This is a genomic window from uncultured Bifidobacterium sp., assembly GCF_959020145.1.
Taxonomy (GTDB): Bacteria; Actinomycetota; Actinomycetes; order Actinomycetales; family Bifidobacteriaceae; genus Bifidobacterium.
This window is the reverse complement of sequence record NZ_CAUEQY010000007.1, coordinates 1-17,562: the sequence shown is the minus strand read 5'-3', so window position 1 is coordinate 17,562 and position 17,562 is coordinate 1. Positions and strand designations below refer to the sequence as shown.

Genomic DNA, 17,562 nt, shown 5'->3' with positions numbered 1-17,562 from the left:
TCCATGCGATTCGTGGGAAAGCGGCTGGCGCTGTTCGTAGCGGCTTTGGTGGGCCTGTCCGCGCTGGTGTTCGTGATGCTGCGCGTATTGCCGGGAGACGTCGCCGCGGTCATCGCCGGCACGAACGCCACCCCCGAACGCATTGCGTCGCTGCGCGCCGAATTCGGCTTGGACAAGCCGCTCGTCGCACAATATGGCGATTGGATGGCGGGCCTGCTGCATGGCGACCTCGGCGTGTCCACAGTCGGCGGACGGCCGGTCGCGCGGCAGATCGCCATGCGCGCCGCCGTAACGTTCCCTCTGATTGTGCTGAGCCTGCTGATCGCGCTGGCGATCGGCCTGCCGCTTGGCTGCGCGGCCGTCCTGACTCGCAATCCGCGGCTGCGCGGCCTGTTTCACGGCATTGCGATCGTGGGCGGCGCGGTGCCCGCATTGTGGGGCGGCCTACTGCTGATCCTGCTGTTCTCCCGTGGCACGGGACTGTTGGGATTGCTGCCCGCGCAAGGCTTCCCCGACACCGGCTGGGCCACGCCGGGAAAGGCCCTGTCCTGTCTGCTGATGTCGGCGCTCACCACCGGCATCACAGCCGGCGCGTCCATCATGCGCTACACGCGTGCCGCAGTGGGGGATATGGCCTCATCGCAGGCGGTGGACATGGCCATGGCCTGCGGCATGACCCGCAAACAGGCGGTATTGCGCGTGGCGTTGCGTCTGGCCACTGCGCAACTGGTGTCGGTGGTCGGCCTGACCTTCGCGCAAATGATCACCGGCGTGATGGTGGTGGAAAACCTGTTCGCCCTGCCGGGTCTTGGCGCCATGCTGGTCACCGACGTCGGCAACCGCGACCTGATCGCAGTGCAAAGCGAACTGTTCCTGCTGGCTGCGTTCTTCCTGCTGCTGGGTCTCGTGGTCGATCTGACGCACCGCGCGCTCGACCCGCGGTTGAAGCATTCCGGCGTCGTTTCGGGAAAGGCGGAAGCATGAACGCATCGAAACCCGCACCATCCTCGCAACCGGCGTCGTCCGCGCAAACTACGTCGAGACCCATGCGATCCGTCACCGACGTGACATCCACTGCCACCATGAAAACCGTGCTTTCGACCATCTGGGCCAAGGCCGGCGGCAAATACGCGCTGATCGTCATCGGAGCATGGCTGCTCGTATCCGCCCTGTCCCTCGTATGGACGCCGTATTCGCTGCTCGACACCAACGGATTCAACGCGTGGGCTTCCCCGTCCGCAGCGCACCCGTTGGGCACCGACGGCACCGGTGCCGACGTGCTGAGCTGGCTGATGGCCGGCTCCCGCACGAATCTCATGATCGCCGTGCTCACCGTCATCGTCGCCGCCGCGATCGGACTGCTGCTGGTCGCCGCCATGGTATCGCGTTCCGGTGCGCTCGCGTCCACATCGGTGGTGGTGGTCGACGCGCTGATCTCCATTCCGACGGTGCTCATCGCATTGATTCTTTCCGTGCCGTTCGGCGCGTCCGCCGCGGTGGTCATCGCCGCCTGCGGTTGCGCGTACGGGCTGAACCTGGCACGCATCCTACGGCCCTCCGCACTGCTCGCCGCACGTTCGGCATACGTCGAATCGGCATTATGGTCGGGGGCAAGCTCCGTGCGCGTGTTCTTCACACATATCGTGCCGAACACGCTGCCGGTATTGTGCGTGCAGCTGTCCATGAGCGCCGGCACCTCGCTGCTGGCGGAGGCGGGACTCACGTATCTGGGCGTCGGCGTCGGAGCCGGCGTGCCCAGTTGGGGGCATTCGCTGTCCACGTCCGTGAAATTCATCAGCATCTATCCCATGGCCGTCCTATGGCCCGGCCTGGTCGTCACCATGGTGGTGGTCGCGTTGAACCTGTTCGGCGACGCGTTGCGCGACGCGCTCGATCCGCTAACCAATCCCGCGTTGAGGGAGGCCGCATGAGCGCCGTCATACGCCATCTGAACATCGCCATCAACGGCAAGCCGATCGTCGATGATGTCGATTTGGACATCGCCGACGGCGAACGTGTCGGCTTGGTCGGCTCGTCCGGTTCCGGCAAATCGATGATCGCCCGCGCCATGATGGGTCTGCTGCCGGCGACCGCACAGGTGACGGGCAGCGTCGAATTGGGTGGTACGCAGATTGTCGGCGCGTCGGACGCAGCGGTCGCCGACCTGCGCGGACGGTACGTGGGCATGGTGTTCCAGAATCCGTCCGCCGCGTTGAATCCGGTGATGACCGTGGCGCAACAGGTCGGTCTTCCGCTGTACCTGCATTACGATCTGTCGCTTACCGAACGGTCGGAACGCGTCACAGCGATGCTTGCCAAGGTCGGCCTCGGCGAGGACGTGCTGGCGAAATACCCGCATGAACTGTCGGGCGGCCAACGCCAACGCGTCGGCATCGCCACGGCGCTCGTCACCTCGCCACGGCTGATCATCGCCGACGAACCGACCACCGCATTGGATTCGATCACGCAACGGCAGATCGTGGACCTGCTCACGTCGCTGGTGGACGAGTCGGGCGCGTCGATGCTGTTCATCACGCACGATTTCGCGGTGCTGAACAGGGCCACCACGCGCTGTTACGTGCTTGAAAACGGGCGGATTGAGGAATCCGGCGATACGACCGCGCTTCTGGACCATCCGCACACCGACGCGGGACACAGGCTGGTCCAGTCGGCACGCGCATTGTCGTTGCACGCAGGGCAGGATGTCGGGCAGAAACCCGTGCGGAATCCCATGCACAAGGAGGTGGACCATGACTGACACAGATGAGGACATGGTGCTGTGCGGCCGCGGCCTCGACAAATGGTATGGCGCGAAACATGAGCGCCGTCAGGTGCTGTTCGGCGTGGATGTGGACGTGCGTGCGGGGGAGTGCCTCGCCGTGATCGGCGGCTCCGGATCGGGCAAGACCACGCTGACCCGCGTGCTGCTGGGACTTGAATCCGCGGACGGCGGCAGCGTCGAATACTGCGGCGAGCCGGTTCGTGGCGATGTGGCGCGCAAGTTGCGCATGCAGTCCGGATTGGTGTTCCAAAGCCCGTTCGATTCGTTGGATCCGCGATGGCGCATCGGCCGATCCATAGGCGAGCCATTGCGAATGCATCATCCGGATTGGCCACGGGAACGCGTCGCGGAACGCGTGGCCGAAGTGCTGGAAATGGTGAGCCTCGATCCGGGAACGTTCGCCAACCGTTTCCCTGTCGACCTGTCCGGCGGGCAGGCGCAGCGCGCGGCGATCGCCCGCGCCATCGTGGACGGGCCGAAGGTGTTGCTCGCCGACGAGCCGATGAGCGCCATCGACGTGGCCGCAAGAGTCCGGATCCTTGAATCCTTCGAAGCCATCCGCAACGCTGAACCCGATATGGCGATCATCATGGTGTCCCACGATCTGGGCGTGGTGCAACACATCGCGGACCGCATTCTGGTCCTGCACGACGGGCGCGCGGTCGAAGTCGGCCCGACGGACCAGGTGCTGGGCCATCCGCGGGATGAATACACGAAACGCCTGGTGGAAGCCGCTTCGCTGTAATTTCGCCATCTCCTGCCGCACATGGCGTCAAACGATTGACGTCGTTATGTGCCGGACGTCGGGCGTTCCATATCGTGGACGGGCGCGACATGCCGGTGTCCACGTCCGTGCTATCGTATGAGCCATGTTCAATTTCTCATGTTGTTGCTGTCGCTAACCAACCGCCCGAGGGACGCGTGGTTCATCGACGCATAACTTGAGATAGGACATTCCAACAAGCGGCCGCGCATATCGCAGGCCGTATGCGAATCGCCAAACGATCATTCGAAACAGCGCATCAGCCGAGGTTGGCGCACGCGACGCACGCGAATGAGCAAGGCAGCATCGCAACAGGTCCCGTTTCAACAACTGCACGCGACGGACGCGAGCTTCTCGAACATACGAAACCAAAACCATTCGAAAAGCCCACGAACCGCACCGCGCAAAGGAAACGTCATGACCATCCACAATTCCCTGTCCGAACTCATCGGCAACACCCCGCTCGTCAAACTCAACCACGTGACCGACGGCATCAAAGCCACCATCGCGGTGAAGGTCGAATACCTGAACCCGGGCGGCTCGTCCAAGGACCGCATCGCCGAACGCATCATCGACGCGGCCGAACGTAGCGGCGAACTGAAGCCCGGCGGCGTGATCGTGGAACCGACCTCCGGCAACACCGGTGTCGGACTCGCGCTCGTGGCTTTGCAGCGCGGATACCGTGCGATCTTCACCCTGCCGGACAAGGTGTCCGAAGCCAAGCGTGCGGTATTGCGCGCCTATGGCGCCGAAGTGGTCGTGACTCCCACCGACGCCGGCCCGGACGACCCGCGCTCCTACTACCAGGTGGCGGACCGTCTCGCCAAGGCGATTCCCGGCGGCTACCGTCCCAACCAGTACGACAATCCGAACGGTCCCGAAAGCCACTATCACACCACTGGTCCGGAAATCTGGGAGGCCACCGACCACAAGGTCACGCATTTCGTGGCGGGCATCGGCACCGGCGGCACCATCTCCGGCACCGGACACTATCTGAAGGACGTGTCCAACGGCGCGGTGCAGGTCATCGGCGCCGATCCGGAAGGCTCCATCTACTCCGACCCGAACGATGTGCACCAATACCAGATCGAAGGCGTCGGCGAGGACTTCTATCCGAAGGCCTTTGATCGGAGCCTTCCCGACGAGATCGTGCAGGTCACCGACGCGGAAGCCTTCGAAATGACCCGACGCCTTGCCAACGAGGAAGGACTGCTCGTCGGCGGCTCATCCGGCATGGCCGTGTTCTCCGCGCTGAAATACGCCCGCGAGCACGACCTCGACGAAAACCAGCTCGTCGTGGTGCTGATGCCCGATTCCGGCCGCAGCTACATGGAGAAGATCTTCAACGACGACTGGATGCGCGCCAACGGATTCGCCGACGTCGTGGAACGCACCACCAAGCCCAGCCTCGCCGAACAGTACCTGTAAAAGACCGTCAAACGACTGTCCGGCAGCCCGATCGCACCTTTGAAACCAATGCCAATCATCCGAACAACCCAAACCATCCGATACTTCCAAGGAGTTCCCATCATGACCATCTCGACCAACACCGAAGCCCTCAACGCCACCGCTCTCGCCACCCGCGCCATCCACGCAGGTCAGGAACCCGACCCGACCACCGGAGCCGTGGTCACCCCCATCTACATGACCTCCACCTTCAAGCAGGATGGTGTCGGCGGCCTGCGCAACGGCTACGACTACAGCCGTTCCATCAACCCGACCCGCAACAGCTTCGACGAGCAGCTCGCCGCCGTGGAAGGCGCGAAATACGCGTTAAGCTTCTCCTCCGGACTTGCCGCCATCGACGTGCTGCTGCGCTCCACCCTGAAGCCCGGCGACAACATCCTGCTCGGCAACGACGTGTACGGCGGCACCTACCGTCTGCTGTCCAAGGTGTTCGTGCCGTGGGGCATCGGCCTCGACGTGGTGGACATCACCGACACGGCCGCCGTCTCAGCCGCGCTCGCCAAGAAGCAGTACGCGTACATCTGGGTGGAAACCCCGTCCAACCCGCTGCTCAACATCACCGACATCGCCGCCACCGCGGCCGTGGCGCACGCGCACGGCACCAAAGTGGTCGTGGACAACACCTTCGCATCCCCGGTATTGCAGCATCCGCTCGCAGACGGCGCCGACGTGGTCGTCTACTCCACCACCAAGTACATCGGCGGCCACTCTGACGTGGTCGGCGGCGCGGTGGTCCTGAACGACAAGGAAACACGCGACGCGGTGGCCTTCCTGCAGAACGCGGCCGGCGCGGTTCCGTCCCCGTTCGACTCCTGGCTGGACATCCGAGGCCTCAAAACCCTCGACCTGCGCGTCAAGCAGCACAGCCGCAACGCCATGAAGGTGGCCCAGTGGCTGGAGACCCGCCCCGAAGTGGAACGCGTATGGTATCCGGGGCTCGAATCCCACCCGGGCCACGACATCGCGGCACGCCAGATGCACGGCGGTTTCGGCGGCATGATCTCCATCCAGATCGCCGCCGGTTTCGAAGCGGCCAAGAAGTTCGCCGGAGCCGCCGAAGTGTTCACCCTGGCCGAATCCCTGGGCGGCGTGGAATCCCTGATCGAGCATCCGGGCGCCATGACCCACGCCTCCGTGGCCGGCACCACGCTCGAAGTGCCCGCCAACCTGATCCGCCTGTCCGTCGGCCTTGAGGACGCGGACGATCTGATCGCCGACCTGGAGCAGGCGTTCCGCCAGATCTGAATTCCCTATTTCCGATAGAAGCATGAAACGGCCGGCATGGGCAAGACCCGCGCCGGCCGTTTCGCTCTCCGCGGTCAACGCACGGCATTGCTACACTTGGAAACCATGACGCAAGCTGTTGATTCCGCCGATTCCGTAGACCCCCGCGCATTGGAGGCGCTGAACCGCTATTTCGGCTACGATTCGTTCCGTCCTGGACAATCCGGCATCGTCTCGGCCATCCTCACCGGACACGACGTGCTTGGCGTCATGCCCACCGGCGCCGGCAAATCCATCTGCTATCAGATTCCCGCAGCGATCCTGCCGGGCGTCGCCATCGTCATCTCGCCGCTGATCTCACTCATGCGCGACCAGGTCGACGCCCTGAACGACGTGGGCCTTCCGGCCGCGTTCATCAACACCACTCAGACGCCGGACGAACAGGATCTCGTCTTCGCGCAGGCGCTCTCCGGCCAGATCAAACTGCTGTACGTGGCGCCGGAACGTTTGGAAACCGAACGATTCCGCAACTTCGCCGTCCGTGTGCCGATCTCGCTCGTCGCCGTCGACGAAGCGCACTGCGTCTCCCAATGGGGGCAGGACTTCCGTTCCTCATATCTTGGCATCGGCGAATTCATCGCCGGACTGCCCACACGTCCAACGGTCGCCGCGTTCACCGCCACCGCCACCGAACGCGTGCGCCGCGACATCGTTTCGATTCTGGGCCTGCACACACCGTCCATCACCGTCACCGGTTTCGACCGGCCGAACCTGTATTTCGACGTCATCAGCATGCCACGCAAAGACAAAGCATCCTGGGTGGCGTCCTACATCGCCAGCCATCCGGACGAATCCGGCATCGTCTACTGCGCCACGCGCAAGGAAACGGAAGCGCTCGCCGAATCGCTTAACAGCGCCGTCGCCGAATTGCGTGCCGCAGGGGGTGCGGATGTGTCGGATATCGGCACCATCGCCGTCGCCTACCATGGCGGTATGAGCGCCGACGCACGAGAGAAGGCGCAACGCGATTTCGTCACCGACCGTGTGCCCGTGGTCGTGGCCACCAACGCGTTCGGCATGGGCATCGACAAATCCAACGTGCGGTTCGTCATCCACCACAACATGCCCGAATCCATCGAAGCGTACTACCAGGAGGCGGGTCGCGCCGGACGAGACGGCGAACCAAGCCGCTGCACGCTGTTGTGGAACGAATCGGACATCGTCACCCGCCGCCGGCTGCTCGATTCGGATTACGAAAACGAACGATTGACTCCCGAAGAGCAGGAGGCCGTACGCGCGTCGAAACGCCGGCTGCTCGACGCGATGGTCGGCTACTGCCGTACCACGGACTGCCTGCACGCGTACATGACCCGGTATTTCGGCGAAACCGCGGGCGCGGCGGCGAAAACGGACGGCAAATGCGTGGGCGGTTGCGCCAACTGCGAGCACACATTCGAAACCATCGACGTCACCGACATCGCCCGAGCCATCAGCCGTTGCGTGCACGATGTGAACCAGCATGTCGGCAGCGGCAAAATCGTCAAGGTGCTGCGCGGCTCGAAGGCACAGGATCTAAGCTATCTCAACCCCGAAAGCCTGCCGTCGTTCGGCATGCTCGACGAAGTGCCGGAAGCGCGCATCCGCGACGTGCTGAGCCAGATGGCCACCGACGGCTTCCTGACGATCGCGGAAGGACGCCTGCCGATCGTCGGCTTCGGACCCCGTGCGGCGGAAACGGTCGCACCCGAATTCCATTACGACATCAAGAAGATCAAACGTGCTGACGCCCGTGCGCGTCGAACGCCCGACGTGTCCACTCCCGCTGTCGGATCGTACGTGCCGGATGACGGCGACGAGGCGCTATTCCAGAAGCTGCGTGCACTGCGACTGGACATCGCGCGCGAACTCGGCAAACCGCCGTACATCGTGTTCTCCGACAAGACGTTGCGTGACATGGTACGGGTCAAGCCGATCACTGACGACCAGTTCCTTGCCGTCAACGGTGTGGGGGAAAGCAAGCTCAAACAGTACGGCGAACGGTTCATGGCCGCGATTCGGGAGGATTCCGGCGACGAGGCTTGAACCGGCCATAACCGACACGCATGGCACGACGGTTGACGTTGAGCCCGCGAACCGTGAATAGTGGAATGTGAACACAACAACGAAAGGACAGAACATGGCGGAAGACAAGCCGGTGGTGGAAAGCTTCCAGTTGGACCACACCAAAGTAAAGGCGCCGTATGTGCGCTACATCGATACGGAAACCGGCCCCCACGGCGACGTGATCTCGAACTACGACCTGCGATTGGTGCAGCCGAACGAGAACGCCATTCCGACCGGCGGACTGCACACCATCGAACACACCATCGCGGTGCTGCTGCGCGAACGCATCCCCGGTTACATCGACTGCTCGCCGTTCGGATGCCGCACAGGCTTCCACCTGCTGACGTGGGGCGAGCATTCCACCGAGGATGTGGCTCGCGCATTGAAGGAATCGTTGGAATTCATCGCCTACGAGGCCACATGGGACGACGTGCCGGCAACCACCATCGAAAGCTGCGGCAACTACCGCGACCACAGCCTGTTCACCGCCAAGGAATGGTGCAAGGACATCCTCGCCAAGGGCATCAGCTCCGACCCGTTCGAACGCCGCCTTGTGTGAGCGTTACCATGCCTGTGCGGTGGGCGTGGTAGTTTGGACGACTGGAATGCTTGAGAGAGGTACACAGTCGAATTGAGGTGAAAGGGTTGAGCGAAACCACTTCCGAACGTCGGTTCCGTCGTGCCACCATGGATGATCTGCCTGTCATGCTGAAAATCTACCAGCATGCGCGTGAGCTTATGGCGGCCAACGGGAATCCCACGCAATGGGGAAACACGTTCCCACGTGAGGAAGTGATCCTTGACGACATTCGCCAGCAGCGCACCATGCTGCTGGTGGACGAGGCTGACGGCAAGGAGCGTGTGCTCGCCCAGTTCGCCCTGTGCACGGGCGAGGATCCCACCTACGCGCATATCGACGGCGCCTGGCTGGACGGCGACTCGTATGTGACCATCCACCGCATCGCCTCGTCGGGAATCGTCAAAGGCGCGGCCAAGGACTGCATCAACTGGTGCATCGAACATTACGGCAACGTGCGCGCCGACACGCATCCGAACAACAAGGCCATGCAGCACGTGCTCGAATCGAACGGATTCGCCCGCTGCGGCCTGATCCAACTGCTTGACCGCCCCACCGATACCACGCGTATCGCCTACCAGCGTCACGAATGGTGATTGCGCATACATAGAAACGTAGAAAAAAGGACGTCTCCCGTAAAACTGCGGGAGACGTCCTTTTCCATATGAAGGGATGATTAGAACAGTCCCGGCTCGTTAAGCTGAGAATGCTTGCGGCTGTACGTGAAATACACGACCAGTCCAAGCGCGAACCACACGGCGAAACGCACCCACGTCTCCCAATTCAAACCGAAGATCAGAATCAGGCAGAAGATGATGGCGCAGATTGGCGTGAACGGCACGCCCGGCGCACGGAAGCCACGATGCGCGTCCGGCTGGGTCTTGCGCATCCACAGGATGCCGGCCGACACGATGATGAACGCGGACAGCGTGCCGATGTTCACCAGCTCGAACAGCACGTTGATGTTGATGAAACCGCCGGCGATGGCCGTCAGAATGCCGAAGAACCACGTGCCCTTGAACGGTGTGCGGTACTTCGGATGCACTTCGCCGAAGAACTTCGGGAACAGTCCGTCGCGGCTCATCGCATAGCAGATGCGGGACTGGCCGTACAGCTGCACCAGCATGACGGTGGTCATGCCGATCAACGCGCCGAGGTTCACGATGAACGCCAGCCAGTTGAGGCCGGTCTCGAGAATCACGCCCGCCACCGGAGCGTCGATGAACTTCGCGAACTCCTTGTACGGCACCACGCCGGTCATGATGAGCGTCATGATGATGTACAGCACGGTGGACACGGCCAGCGAGATCAGGATGCCGCGCGGCAGCGTCTTGTTCGGATTGATGGTCTCCTCGGCGGAGGAGGAGACGGCGTCGAAGCCGATGAAGCTGAAGAACACGATCGACGCGGCCGGCACGATGCCGTACGGCTGCGTCGAACCCGGCTGGAACGTGTAGATGCCATACGGGGAGAACGGTTTCCAGTTGGCGGGATTGATGTACCAGACGGTGCACACGATGAACAGCACGATGATGGCCAGCTTGATCATCACCATGATGTCGTTGGTCTTCTTCGTCTGGTTGATGCCGATGGACAGCACCCACGTGATGATAAGCACGATCACGAAGCCCGGCAGATTGAAATACGTGGTGACTCCCGGCGTGGTGCCGTACGCGGCGGTCAGTTCGACCGGCAGATGCAGGCCGAAGCCTTCCAACAGCTTGTTGAAATAGCCCGACCAGCCGGCGGACACGGTCGCCGCCTGCAACGCGTATTCCAAAATCAAATCCCAACCGATCACGAAGGCGATCAACTCGCCGAACGCCAGATACGCGTACGAATAGGCGGAGCCGGAAACCGGTGCCATCGCGGCGAACTCCGCATAGCACAGGCCCGCAAAACCGCAGCAGACGGCGGCGAGCAGGAAGGACACGCACAATGCCGGTCCCGCGGTGAGCGCGCCCTTGCCGGTGAGCACGAAGATGCCGGTGCCGATGATGGCGCCGATGCCCAGCATGGTCAGGTCGAAGGTTTTCAGTGTTCGCTTCAGCGGAGTCGATTCGGAGACAAGTTGGTCCACCGACTTCTTGCGAAATAGATCCATGGTCGTCAGATTCCCTGTGATTGTTTCAAAAATGGGCTGGACCGGACGGATTTCCGGGACTCTGGCACGCCTTAACGCCAGAAATCAGAAAGGCCGCGGCGATATGCGCAACAGCCTTGTGTATGGAAAGTGTAAAAAACACTGCCGGACAAAATCGTGAAAACATCGTGAATCGTCTCACCATATGTCCCTGATGTTCCATACCTGTCACATAGCGGCGCGACAATGGGAGCCATGACTTTGAGCGCAACACGTGAATGGGATTTCTCCTCCGAACAAGGCAAAGCGAACTACAAGGCCGCCCAGCGGCGGTATCCGGCGCAGGCCATCGTCGACCTCGCCGCACTGCGCGACAACATGCGCCATCTGGTGAGTGTCGTCGGCGGACCGCATTCCGGCACCGCCGTCATGGGCATCGTCAAAGCCGACGCGTACGGACACGGCCTGATCCCCGCCGCGCTTGCCGCGCTCGCAGGCGGCGCCACGTGGCTCGGCACCGCGCAATCGCATGAAGCGCTGTTGTTGCGCAAGGCGGGCATCGGCCCCGATCGCTGCCATATTCTGACATGGGTCTACAGCGGCGCCGAAGTGCCGTTCGACGAGCTGATCGACAACGACATCGACATTTCCGTCGGCTCGCTCGCCGGCATCGACGGTGTCGCCGCGGCCGCACGCAGGCTTGGCAAGACGGCGCGCGTGCATGTGAAGGTCGATTCCGGCTTCGGCCGTAACGGCTTCACGCCCGCCGGTTTCGACGCGGCGCTCGCCAAACTGGTGCCGCTCGCCAAGGAAGGCGTGCTGCACATCGTCGGCCAGTGGAGCCATCTGGCGGTCGCCGACGCACCGGACGTTCCGGAATTCGTTGCCTCCACCGACATGCAGGTCGAAACGTTCAAGGACTTCACCCGTCGTATGGAGGCGGCCGGCATTCCGCCGGAAATCCGCCACCTCGCCAACACCGCGGCGACGCTGTCCCGTCCGGAAATCCACTTCGAACTGACCCGTCCGGGCATCGGCCTGTACGGTTACGAAGCCGATCCGGCCATGGGCACGCCGTCCACGTATAGCCTGAAGCCCGCCATGACCCTGCAGGCGCAGCTCGGCACCGTCAAGGACGTGGAAGCCGGCCATGGCATCTCCTACGGCCGTACGTATCTGACCCCGTCCGACACCTCCACCGCGATCGTGCCGCTCGGCTATGCGGACGGCATCCACCGCTCCGCCTCCGGATTCGACATGGAAGGCGCCAAGCACGTGACCAAGCCCGGTGGTCCGGTGCGCGTGATGACCGCGGAAGGCCCACGCCTGTACCACGTGTCCGGCCGCGTGTGCATGGACCAGTTCATCCTCGACCTGCACGGTTCCGCCGCCGAACTCGGCATCCACGAAGGCGACAATGTGGAACTGTTCGGTCCGGGCCGTGGCGAGGATTACGCCGAACCGACCGCGGACGATTGGGGTCGTGCCGCCGACACCATCAGCTACGAGATCTTCACCTGCCTGCGCAACCGCATTCCGCGCCTGTACGAGCATGTCACGGACGTATTGTCCGTCGAGGACCTCGCCAAGCTCGACCCGGCAAGCATCCTGTAATCCCGTAAAAAGCGGCGGCAGCCGCCGCACCCATAGGAAGGCGGTGCATCATGACGAGCGAAGGATACAGCGCGTTCGACGAGGAGCGTTGGGCTCCGGAACCACCCAAATCCAGCTCCCGCACCGCCTTCCAACGCGACCGCGCCCGACTCATCCACTCGTCCGCATTGCGCAGGCTCGGCGCGAAAACGCAGATTCTGGTGGCCGGCACGGACGATTTCGCACGTACACGGCTTACACACACGTTGGAGGTCGCGCAAATCGGTCGACAGATCGGCACTTCGCTCGGTTGCGATCCCGACGTGGTCGACTGCGCCTGCCTTGCGCACGACCTCGGCCACCCGCCGTTCGGCCATAATGGGGAACGTGCGCTTGCCGAAATCGCCGGCAATATCGGTGGTTTCGAAGGCAATGCGCAAACCTTGCGATTATTGACGCGCCTCGAACCGAAAATACTGTTTCCCGACGGACGTTCCGCAGGCGTGAATCTGACGCGTGCCGCGCTCGATGCGGCCGTCAAATACCCGTGGACGCTTGCCGAAGCCGCCGCGCATCCGAAAGGGGAGCGCAGTGCGAAATTCTGCGTCTATCCGGATGATACGGACGTGTTCGCCTGGCTCAAACAACACGCGCCCGACACCACCCGCCGTCCCGTCGAATGCCAGGTGATGGACCTGTCCGATGACATCGCCTACAGCGTGCATGACGTGGAGGACGCCATCGCCACCGGCGCGTTCAATCCGGGCGAACTGCACGAAAACGGAGTGATCGACGCGGTCGTCGAGGACGCGCGCGCCTGGTATGGTCCGCAATGGGACGCCGACAAACTGGTGGACGCGTTCGCACGAATGCACCGGCGCGACACGTTTCCCGGCTATTTCGACGGTTCGCGCCGCGCGCTCGCCGCATTGAAGAACATGACCAGCGATCTGATCGGTCGGTTCGCCGGTTCCGTGGAACATGCCACAAGAGATACGTACGGCAACGAGCCTTTGACGCGATACAACGGCGATTTGGTGATTCCCGAGGAAACCAGCTACGAAATCGTGGTTTTGAAAGGCATCGCCGTGCATTTCGTCATGGAGCCCGGCGAACGTGAGCCGATGCACGGCGAAGAACAGCGAATCGTCAAAGACCTGGTCGACGTGTTCATGGCGGACAATCCCAAACCGTCAAGCGCATTGGAGAATGTGTTCCTCGACGATTGGCGTGAGGCCGGCGGCGACGACGAACGCCTGCGCGTGGCCATCGACCAGGTGGCGAGCCTGACCGACACGTCCGCCCTGACTCTCCACTCCCTTCTCTGCTGACGCGTATACCCCCGTTTCCTGTGTGGCGAGTCAATGAGATTCATAAGTGCCGCGTAGCGCCATGTATGTTGTCCGACCGTAGGCTTGGCCGAACGGCCTTGAGTGTGTCGGATGACATACATGGCGTGGAGCGGCTGGCTGTGTGCCTAAGGCAAAGTTGAGTGTGTCGCGCGTTGCATACGCCGCGTAGCCATAACCTATGGCATCGCTGGTAGGCTGGACCGTATGCCGGGAATGATCAAGAAGGAAGACATAGAAAAGGTCCGCGCCACCGCCGACCTGTATGACATCGTATCCGCGACCGTCACGCTCAAACCCTCGGGAACCGGCACATACGTAGGCCTGTGCCCCTTCCACGACGAGAAGACGCCGAGCTTCTCCGTACGTCCCGCGCTCGGCGTGTGGCATTGCTTCGGCTGCGGTCTCGGCGGCGACGTGTTCGGCTACGTCGAACATCAGGAGAACATCGATTTCCGTGACGCGGTGGAGCTGCTCGCCGACAAATACCATATCGAACTGCATTACGACAAAGCCGACAACGTGCCCGCGCACACCGGTTCGAAACGCGCACGCCTGCTCGAAGCCAACGAGGCGGCGCAGGAATACTTCGTCTCCCAGCTGATGACCAAGGAGGCGCTCGCCGCGCGCAAGCTGTTGGACGGCCGCAATTTCAGCCAGGCCGACTGCCAGCGGTTCGGCTGCGGATATGCCCCCCAAGGATGGGATAACCTGGTGCGGCACCTTGCCGGCAAAGGCTTCACCCAGCAGGAGATGCTCGACGCGGGACTCGCCCGTCAGGGCCAGCATGGCGTATACGACTATTTCCGTGGCCGCGTGACATGGCCGATTCGTGATTCGACCGGTCGTACGCTTGGCTTCGGCGCGCGCAAGCTGTACGAGGATGACACGATCAACGCGAAATACATCAACACGCCCGACACGCAGCTGTACCGCAAAACACAGGTGCTGTACGGCATCGACCTTGCCAAATCGGCGATTGTGAAGAAACGCCAGGCGGTGATCGTCGAAGGCTATACCGATGTGATGGCCATGCATCTGGCCGGCATCGACACGGCGGTCGCCACGTGCGGCACCGCATTCGGCGCCGAGCATGCGAAGATCATTCGCCGATTGATCGCGGACGATTCGTTGGGCGCGGTGCAGCTGGTTGGCCCCCTGAAGGTGGAGGGGCAGGCGTTGAGCTCGCGTGTCGTGTTCACATTCGACGGCGATGCGGCTGGGCAGAAGGCCGCGATCCACGCGTTCGGTTTGGACGCCGCGTTTTCGACGCAGGCGTTCGTCGCGGTCGCCGAAGACAACCTCGACCCGTGCGATCTGCGCATCAAACGCGGCAACGAGGCGGTGCGTGCGCTGATCGCCAATGCACGGCCGCTGTACGATTTCGTGATCGATTCGGCAATCGACCGTTTCGACACCACGTACGCGACAGGTCAGATGGGCGCGGTCAAGGCGGTCGCCCCGCTGATCGCGCAAATCCGAGACCGTTCGCTGCTCGACCTGTACTCACGCAAGGCGGTGCGTCGCATCGGCGTCGATCTGGACATCATGCAACGCGAAGTGGCGTACCAGCGTCGCAAACTGAACGTGCGTGACGAGGACGCGTACGCGCCGAAACGTCGATTCCAAAACAATGCGGGGCCGTCGGCTGAACCAGCATATGCGGAACGTGGCGCGAATCCGTATGCGAATCCCGCCGCACGCAAGGCGTTGGAGCATCGCGACGCGGCCGAGCAAAGCTACTATCGCATCGACGACGCCGTGTTCATCTGCGAACAGCAGTTCATGGCCACGCTGATCCAGGTGCCGTTGGCAGTCGATCCGACGATGTTCGCCAGCCTGACCTTGTCGAGTTTCATGACGCCGGTGTTCCGCACGCTGTTCCAAGCGGTCGCCGCGGCGGGCGGGCTTCCAGGGGAAGACGTGCCGCAGGGACTGTGGATGCACAATCTGACGAAGGCGGGCGGTCCGATGCTCGACTCGGTCATCAACGAGCTGGCCGTCATGCCGCTGCCATTGCCGCCGAGCGAAGCGGACACGAACCGCAATGCAGGCGAGTCGCAGGAACAATCGGCGCAATTGCGCAAGCCGACGCAGGAGGAGCGGCGGTACGCGTCCGAACTGATCGTCAGACTGCTTGATACCGGCATCATGCGCAAAATCGGCGCGGCCCAGCGCCGCATGGCGCAACTGCCGGACGGTGCAGAGAAAATCGAACTGCTCGGACAGATCACCAAACTGGAAACGCTGCGCAAGGACCTGCAGTCGCGTGTTTTCGGCAACAACGTTGCGTGACACGCCCATATGGTGAATCGAAGGCGAACGGAAGATGATTTTTAGACAAAATCTTGGCGCACGCGGGGTTAATTTGTGAAGATTTGCGGGTCTTATTTTCGCTTTTGCCGGTTTGCAAAAGCATGCGGCAGTAAGCAATAGTGGATGAAAATCGTTGGAATGGTCGGAAAAGCAGCACGCCGAGGGTTCGTGCTAGTCGCATTTTTGGGTAAAGTGGTCTAGGCGTTTGCATGAAAATCGCTTGGGTTTTGCAAGGTGTGCAAGGCGGTTGCAAACGGGATTGACGGAGGAATGCATGCGGCGATTGGTCGTCAAGGTCCTGAAGAACGAGACCATTCTCGTAGTCGCTTCCATACTCGCACTCATATCGTGCTTCATCGTGCCGCCAGACAAGGAATACGCCGGCTACATCCACGCCAGCACCATCTCACAGCTGATCTGCCTGATGCTTGTGGTGTGCGGCTTCCAGCGCATCGGCGTGTTCCGCATCATCGGCTCGCGCCTGCTGCATCACGTCAAAACCGCGCGTGGCCTGGTGCTCACGTTGATCGCATTGCCGTTTTTCTCCGGCATGCTCATCACCAATGATGTGGCGTTGGTCACCTTCGTGCCGTTCGCAATCGCGGTGTTGACGATGGCGCACATGGAAGAGCATGCGGTGCTTGTCGGCACGCTGATGACCATCGGCGCGAACGTGGGCAGCATGCTCACCCCGATCGGCAACGCGCACAACCTGTATCTGAAAGCGTTGACGGGCATGCCGACGTCCGAGATGATCGGCATCATGGCCCCGTATTCCGCTACCGCAGCCGTTCTGCTGATAATCATCACCTGCGTGATTTTCGGCAGCAAATCGGTTTCCGAATTTTCCGCGATCGATGGTTCCGACATCGAACAGAACGTACTCGCCCCGCATTCCGACCGGCCGCAGCCTGACGAGATTCGCGTGACCGGCTACGGTGCCGGTTATGGCGGCTGGCGTACGATCGTATACACGGCGTTGTTCGTCGTCTGCTTGCTGGCGGTGAGCGATTTCATTCCGCTGTGGTTGATGTGCGTCATCGTGTTCGTGGCGTTCCTGCTATGCGACCGCCGCGTGTTCCGCAACGTCGATTGGGGACTGCCGCTCACGTTCTGCATGTTCTTCATCTTCATCGGCAACATGAAACGCGTGCCGGAATTCTACGAGCTGGCCGCCTCGCTGGTGGGCGCGCATCCGCTGGAAGTGGCCGTGGTGTCCAGCCAGTTCATCTCCAACGTGCCGACCACGCTGCTGCTGTCCGGCTTCTGCGACCAGTGGCGTGAACTGATCATCGGCACCAACCT

Annotated in this window: 14 protein-coding genes; 13 read left to right on the top strand and 1 reads right to left on the bottom strand. The window is 62.2% G+C overall.

What is annotated here, in order from left to right:
- Positions 1-3 precede the first annotated feature (3 nt).
- The 9 genes from Q5H33_RS03765 (at position 4) to Q5H33_RS03725 (ending at position 9,512) form a co-directional block, all read left to right on the top strand.
- A complete protein-coding gene (locus tag Q5H33_RS03765) occupies positions 4-984 on the top strand; it encodes an ABC transporter permease (RefSeq protein WP_217717078.1) in 981 nt (326 codons plus the stop codon).
- 62 nt (positions 985-1,046) lie between these two features.
- Complete coding sequence (locus Q5H33_RS03760; RefSeq protein ID WP_254878211.1) at positions 1,047-1,931, top strand: ABC transporter permease; 885 nt, start codon at positions 1,047-1,049, stop codon at positions 1,929-1,931.
- Positions 1,928-2,758, top strand: coding sequence for an ABC transporter ATP-binding protein (locus Q5H33_RS03755; protein ID WP_055308973.1), 831 nt, complete (start codon positions 1,928-1,930; stop codon positions 2,756-2,758). Before Q5H33_RS03760 ends, Q5H33_RS03755 begins: the two co-directional genes overlap by 4 nt.
- The gene (locus Q5H33_RS03750) at positions 2,751-3,527 is read left to right on the top strand and encodes an ATP-binding cassette domain-containing protein (protein ID WP_195526579.1); all 777 of its coding nucleotides are present in this window, start codon (positions 2,751-2,753) and stop codon (positions 3,525-3,527) included. Before Q5H33_RS03755 ends, Q5H33_RS03750 begins: the two co-directional genes overlap by 8 nt.
- Positions 3,528-3,962: 435 nt before the next feature.
- Positions 3,963-4,973, top strand: a complete 1,011-nt coding sequence (locus tag Q5H33_RS03745; RefSeq protein WP_021913663.1) for a pyridoxal-phosphate dependent enzyme — start codon at positions 3,963-3,965, stop codon at positions 4,971-4,973.
- A 102-nt stretch (positions 4,974-5,075) separates the two neighbouring features.
- A complete protein-coding gene (locus tag Q5H33_RS03740; protein WP_302423122.1) occupies positions 5,076-6,257 on the top strand; it encodes a cystathionine gamma-synthase in 1,182 nt (393 codons plus the stop codon).
- A gap of 105 nt (positions 6,258-6,362) precedes the next feature.
- A complete protein-coding gene (gene recQ, locus Q5H33_RS03735; RefSeq protein WP_035010467.1) occupies positions 6,363-8,318 on the top strand; it encodes a DNA helicase RecQ in 1,956 nt (651 codons plus the stop codon).
- Positions 8,319-8,412: 94 nt separating this feature from the next.
- On the top strand, positions 8,413-8,898 hold the full coding sequence (locus Q5H33_RS03730; protein WP_003808491.1) for an S-ribosylhomocysteine lyase: 486 nt from the start codon (positions 8,413-8,415) through the stop codon (positions 8,896-8,898).
- A gap of 128 nt (positions 8,899-9,026) precedes the next feature.
- A complete protein-coding gene (locus Q5H33_RS03725; RefSeq protein ID WP_229043385.1) occupies positions 9,027-9,512 on the top strand; it encodes a GNAT family N-acetyltransferase in 486 nt (161 codons plus the stop codon).
- Between the two features lie 80 nt (positions 9,513-9,592).
- On the opposite strand, the gene Q5H33_RS03720 is transcribed toward Q5H33_RS03725, so the two are convergent.
- Positions 9,593-11,020, bottom strand: coding sequence for an amino acid permease (locus Q5H33_RS03720; RefSeq protein WP_003808495.1), 1,428 nt, complete (start codon positions 11,018-11,020; stop codon positions 9,593-9,595).
- 234 nt (positions 11,021-11,254) lie between these two features.
- Here Q5H33_RS03720 and alr point away from each other — a divergent pair, with 234 nt between their 5' ends.
- From alr to Q5H33_RS03700, 4 genes are all read left to right on the top strand, one after another.
- Positions 11,255-12,613: an alanine racemase gene (gene alr / locus Q5H33_RS03715; RefSeq protein WP_302423115.1), complete on the top strand. Its 1,359-nt coding sequence runs from the start codon at positions 11,255-11,257 to the stop codon at positions 12,611-12,613.
- A 50-nt stretch (positions 12,614-12,663) separates the two neighbouring features.
- On the top strand, positions 12,664-13,923 hold the full coding sequence (locus Q5H33_RS03710; protein WP_033499215.1) for a deoxyguanosinetriphosphate triphosphohydrolase: 1,260 nt from the start codon (positions 12,664-12,666) through the stop codon (positions 13,921-13,923).
- 234 nt (positions 13,924-14,157) lie between these two features.
- The gene (gene dnaG, locus Q5H33_RS03705) at positions 14,158-16,236 is read left to right on the top strand and encodes a DNA primase (RefSeq protein WP_193350684.1); all 2,079 of its coding nucleotides are present in this window, start codon (positions 14,158-14,160) and stop codon (positions 16,234-16,236) included.
- A 295-nt stretch (positions 16,237-16,531) separates the two neighbouring features.
- The coding region (locus Q5H33_RS03700; RefSeq protein WP_302423113.1) for an SLC13 family permease at positions 16,532-17,562 on the top strand (1,031 nt) is incomplete at its 3' end.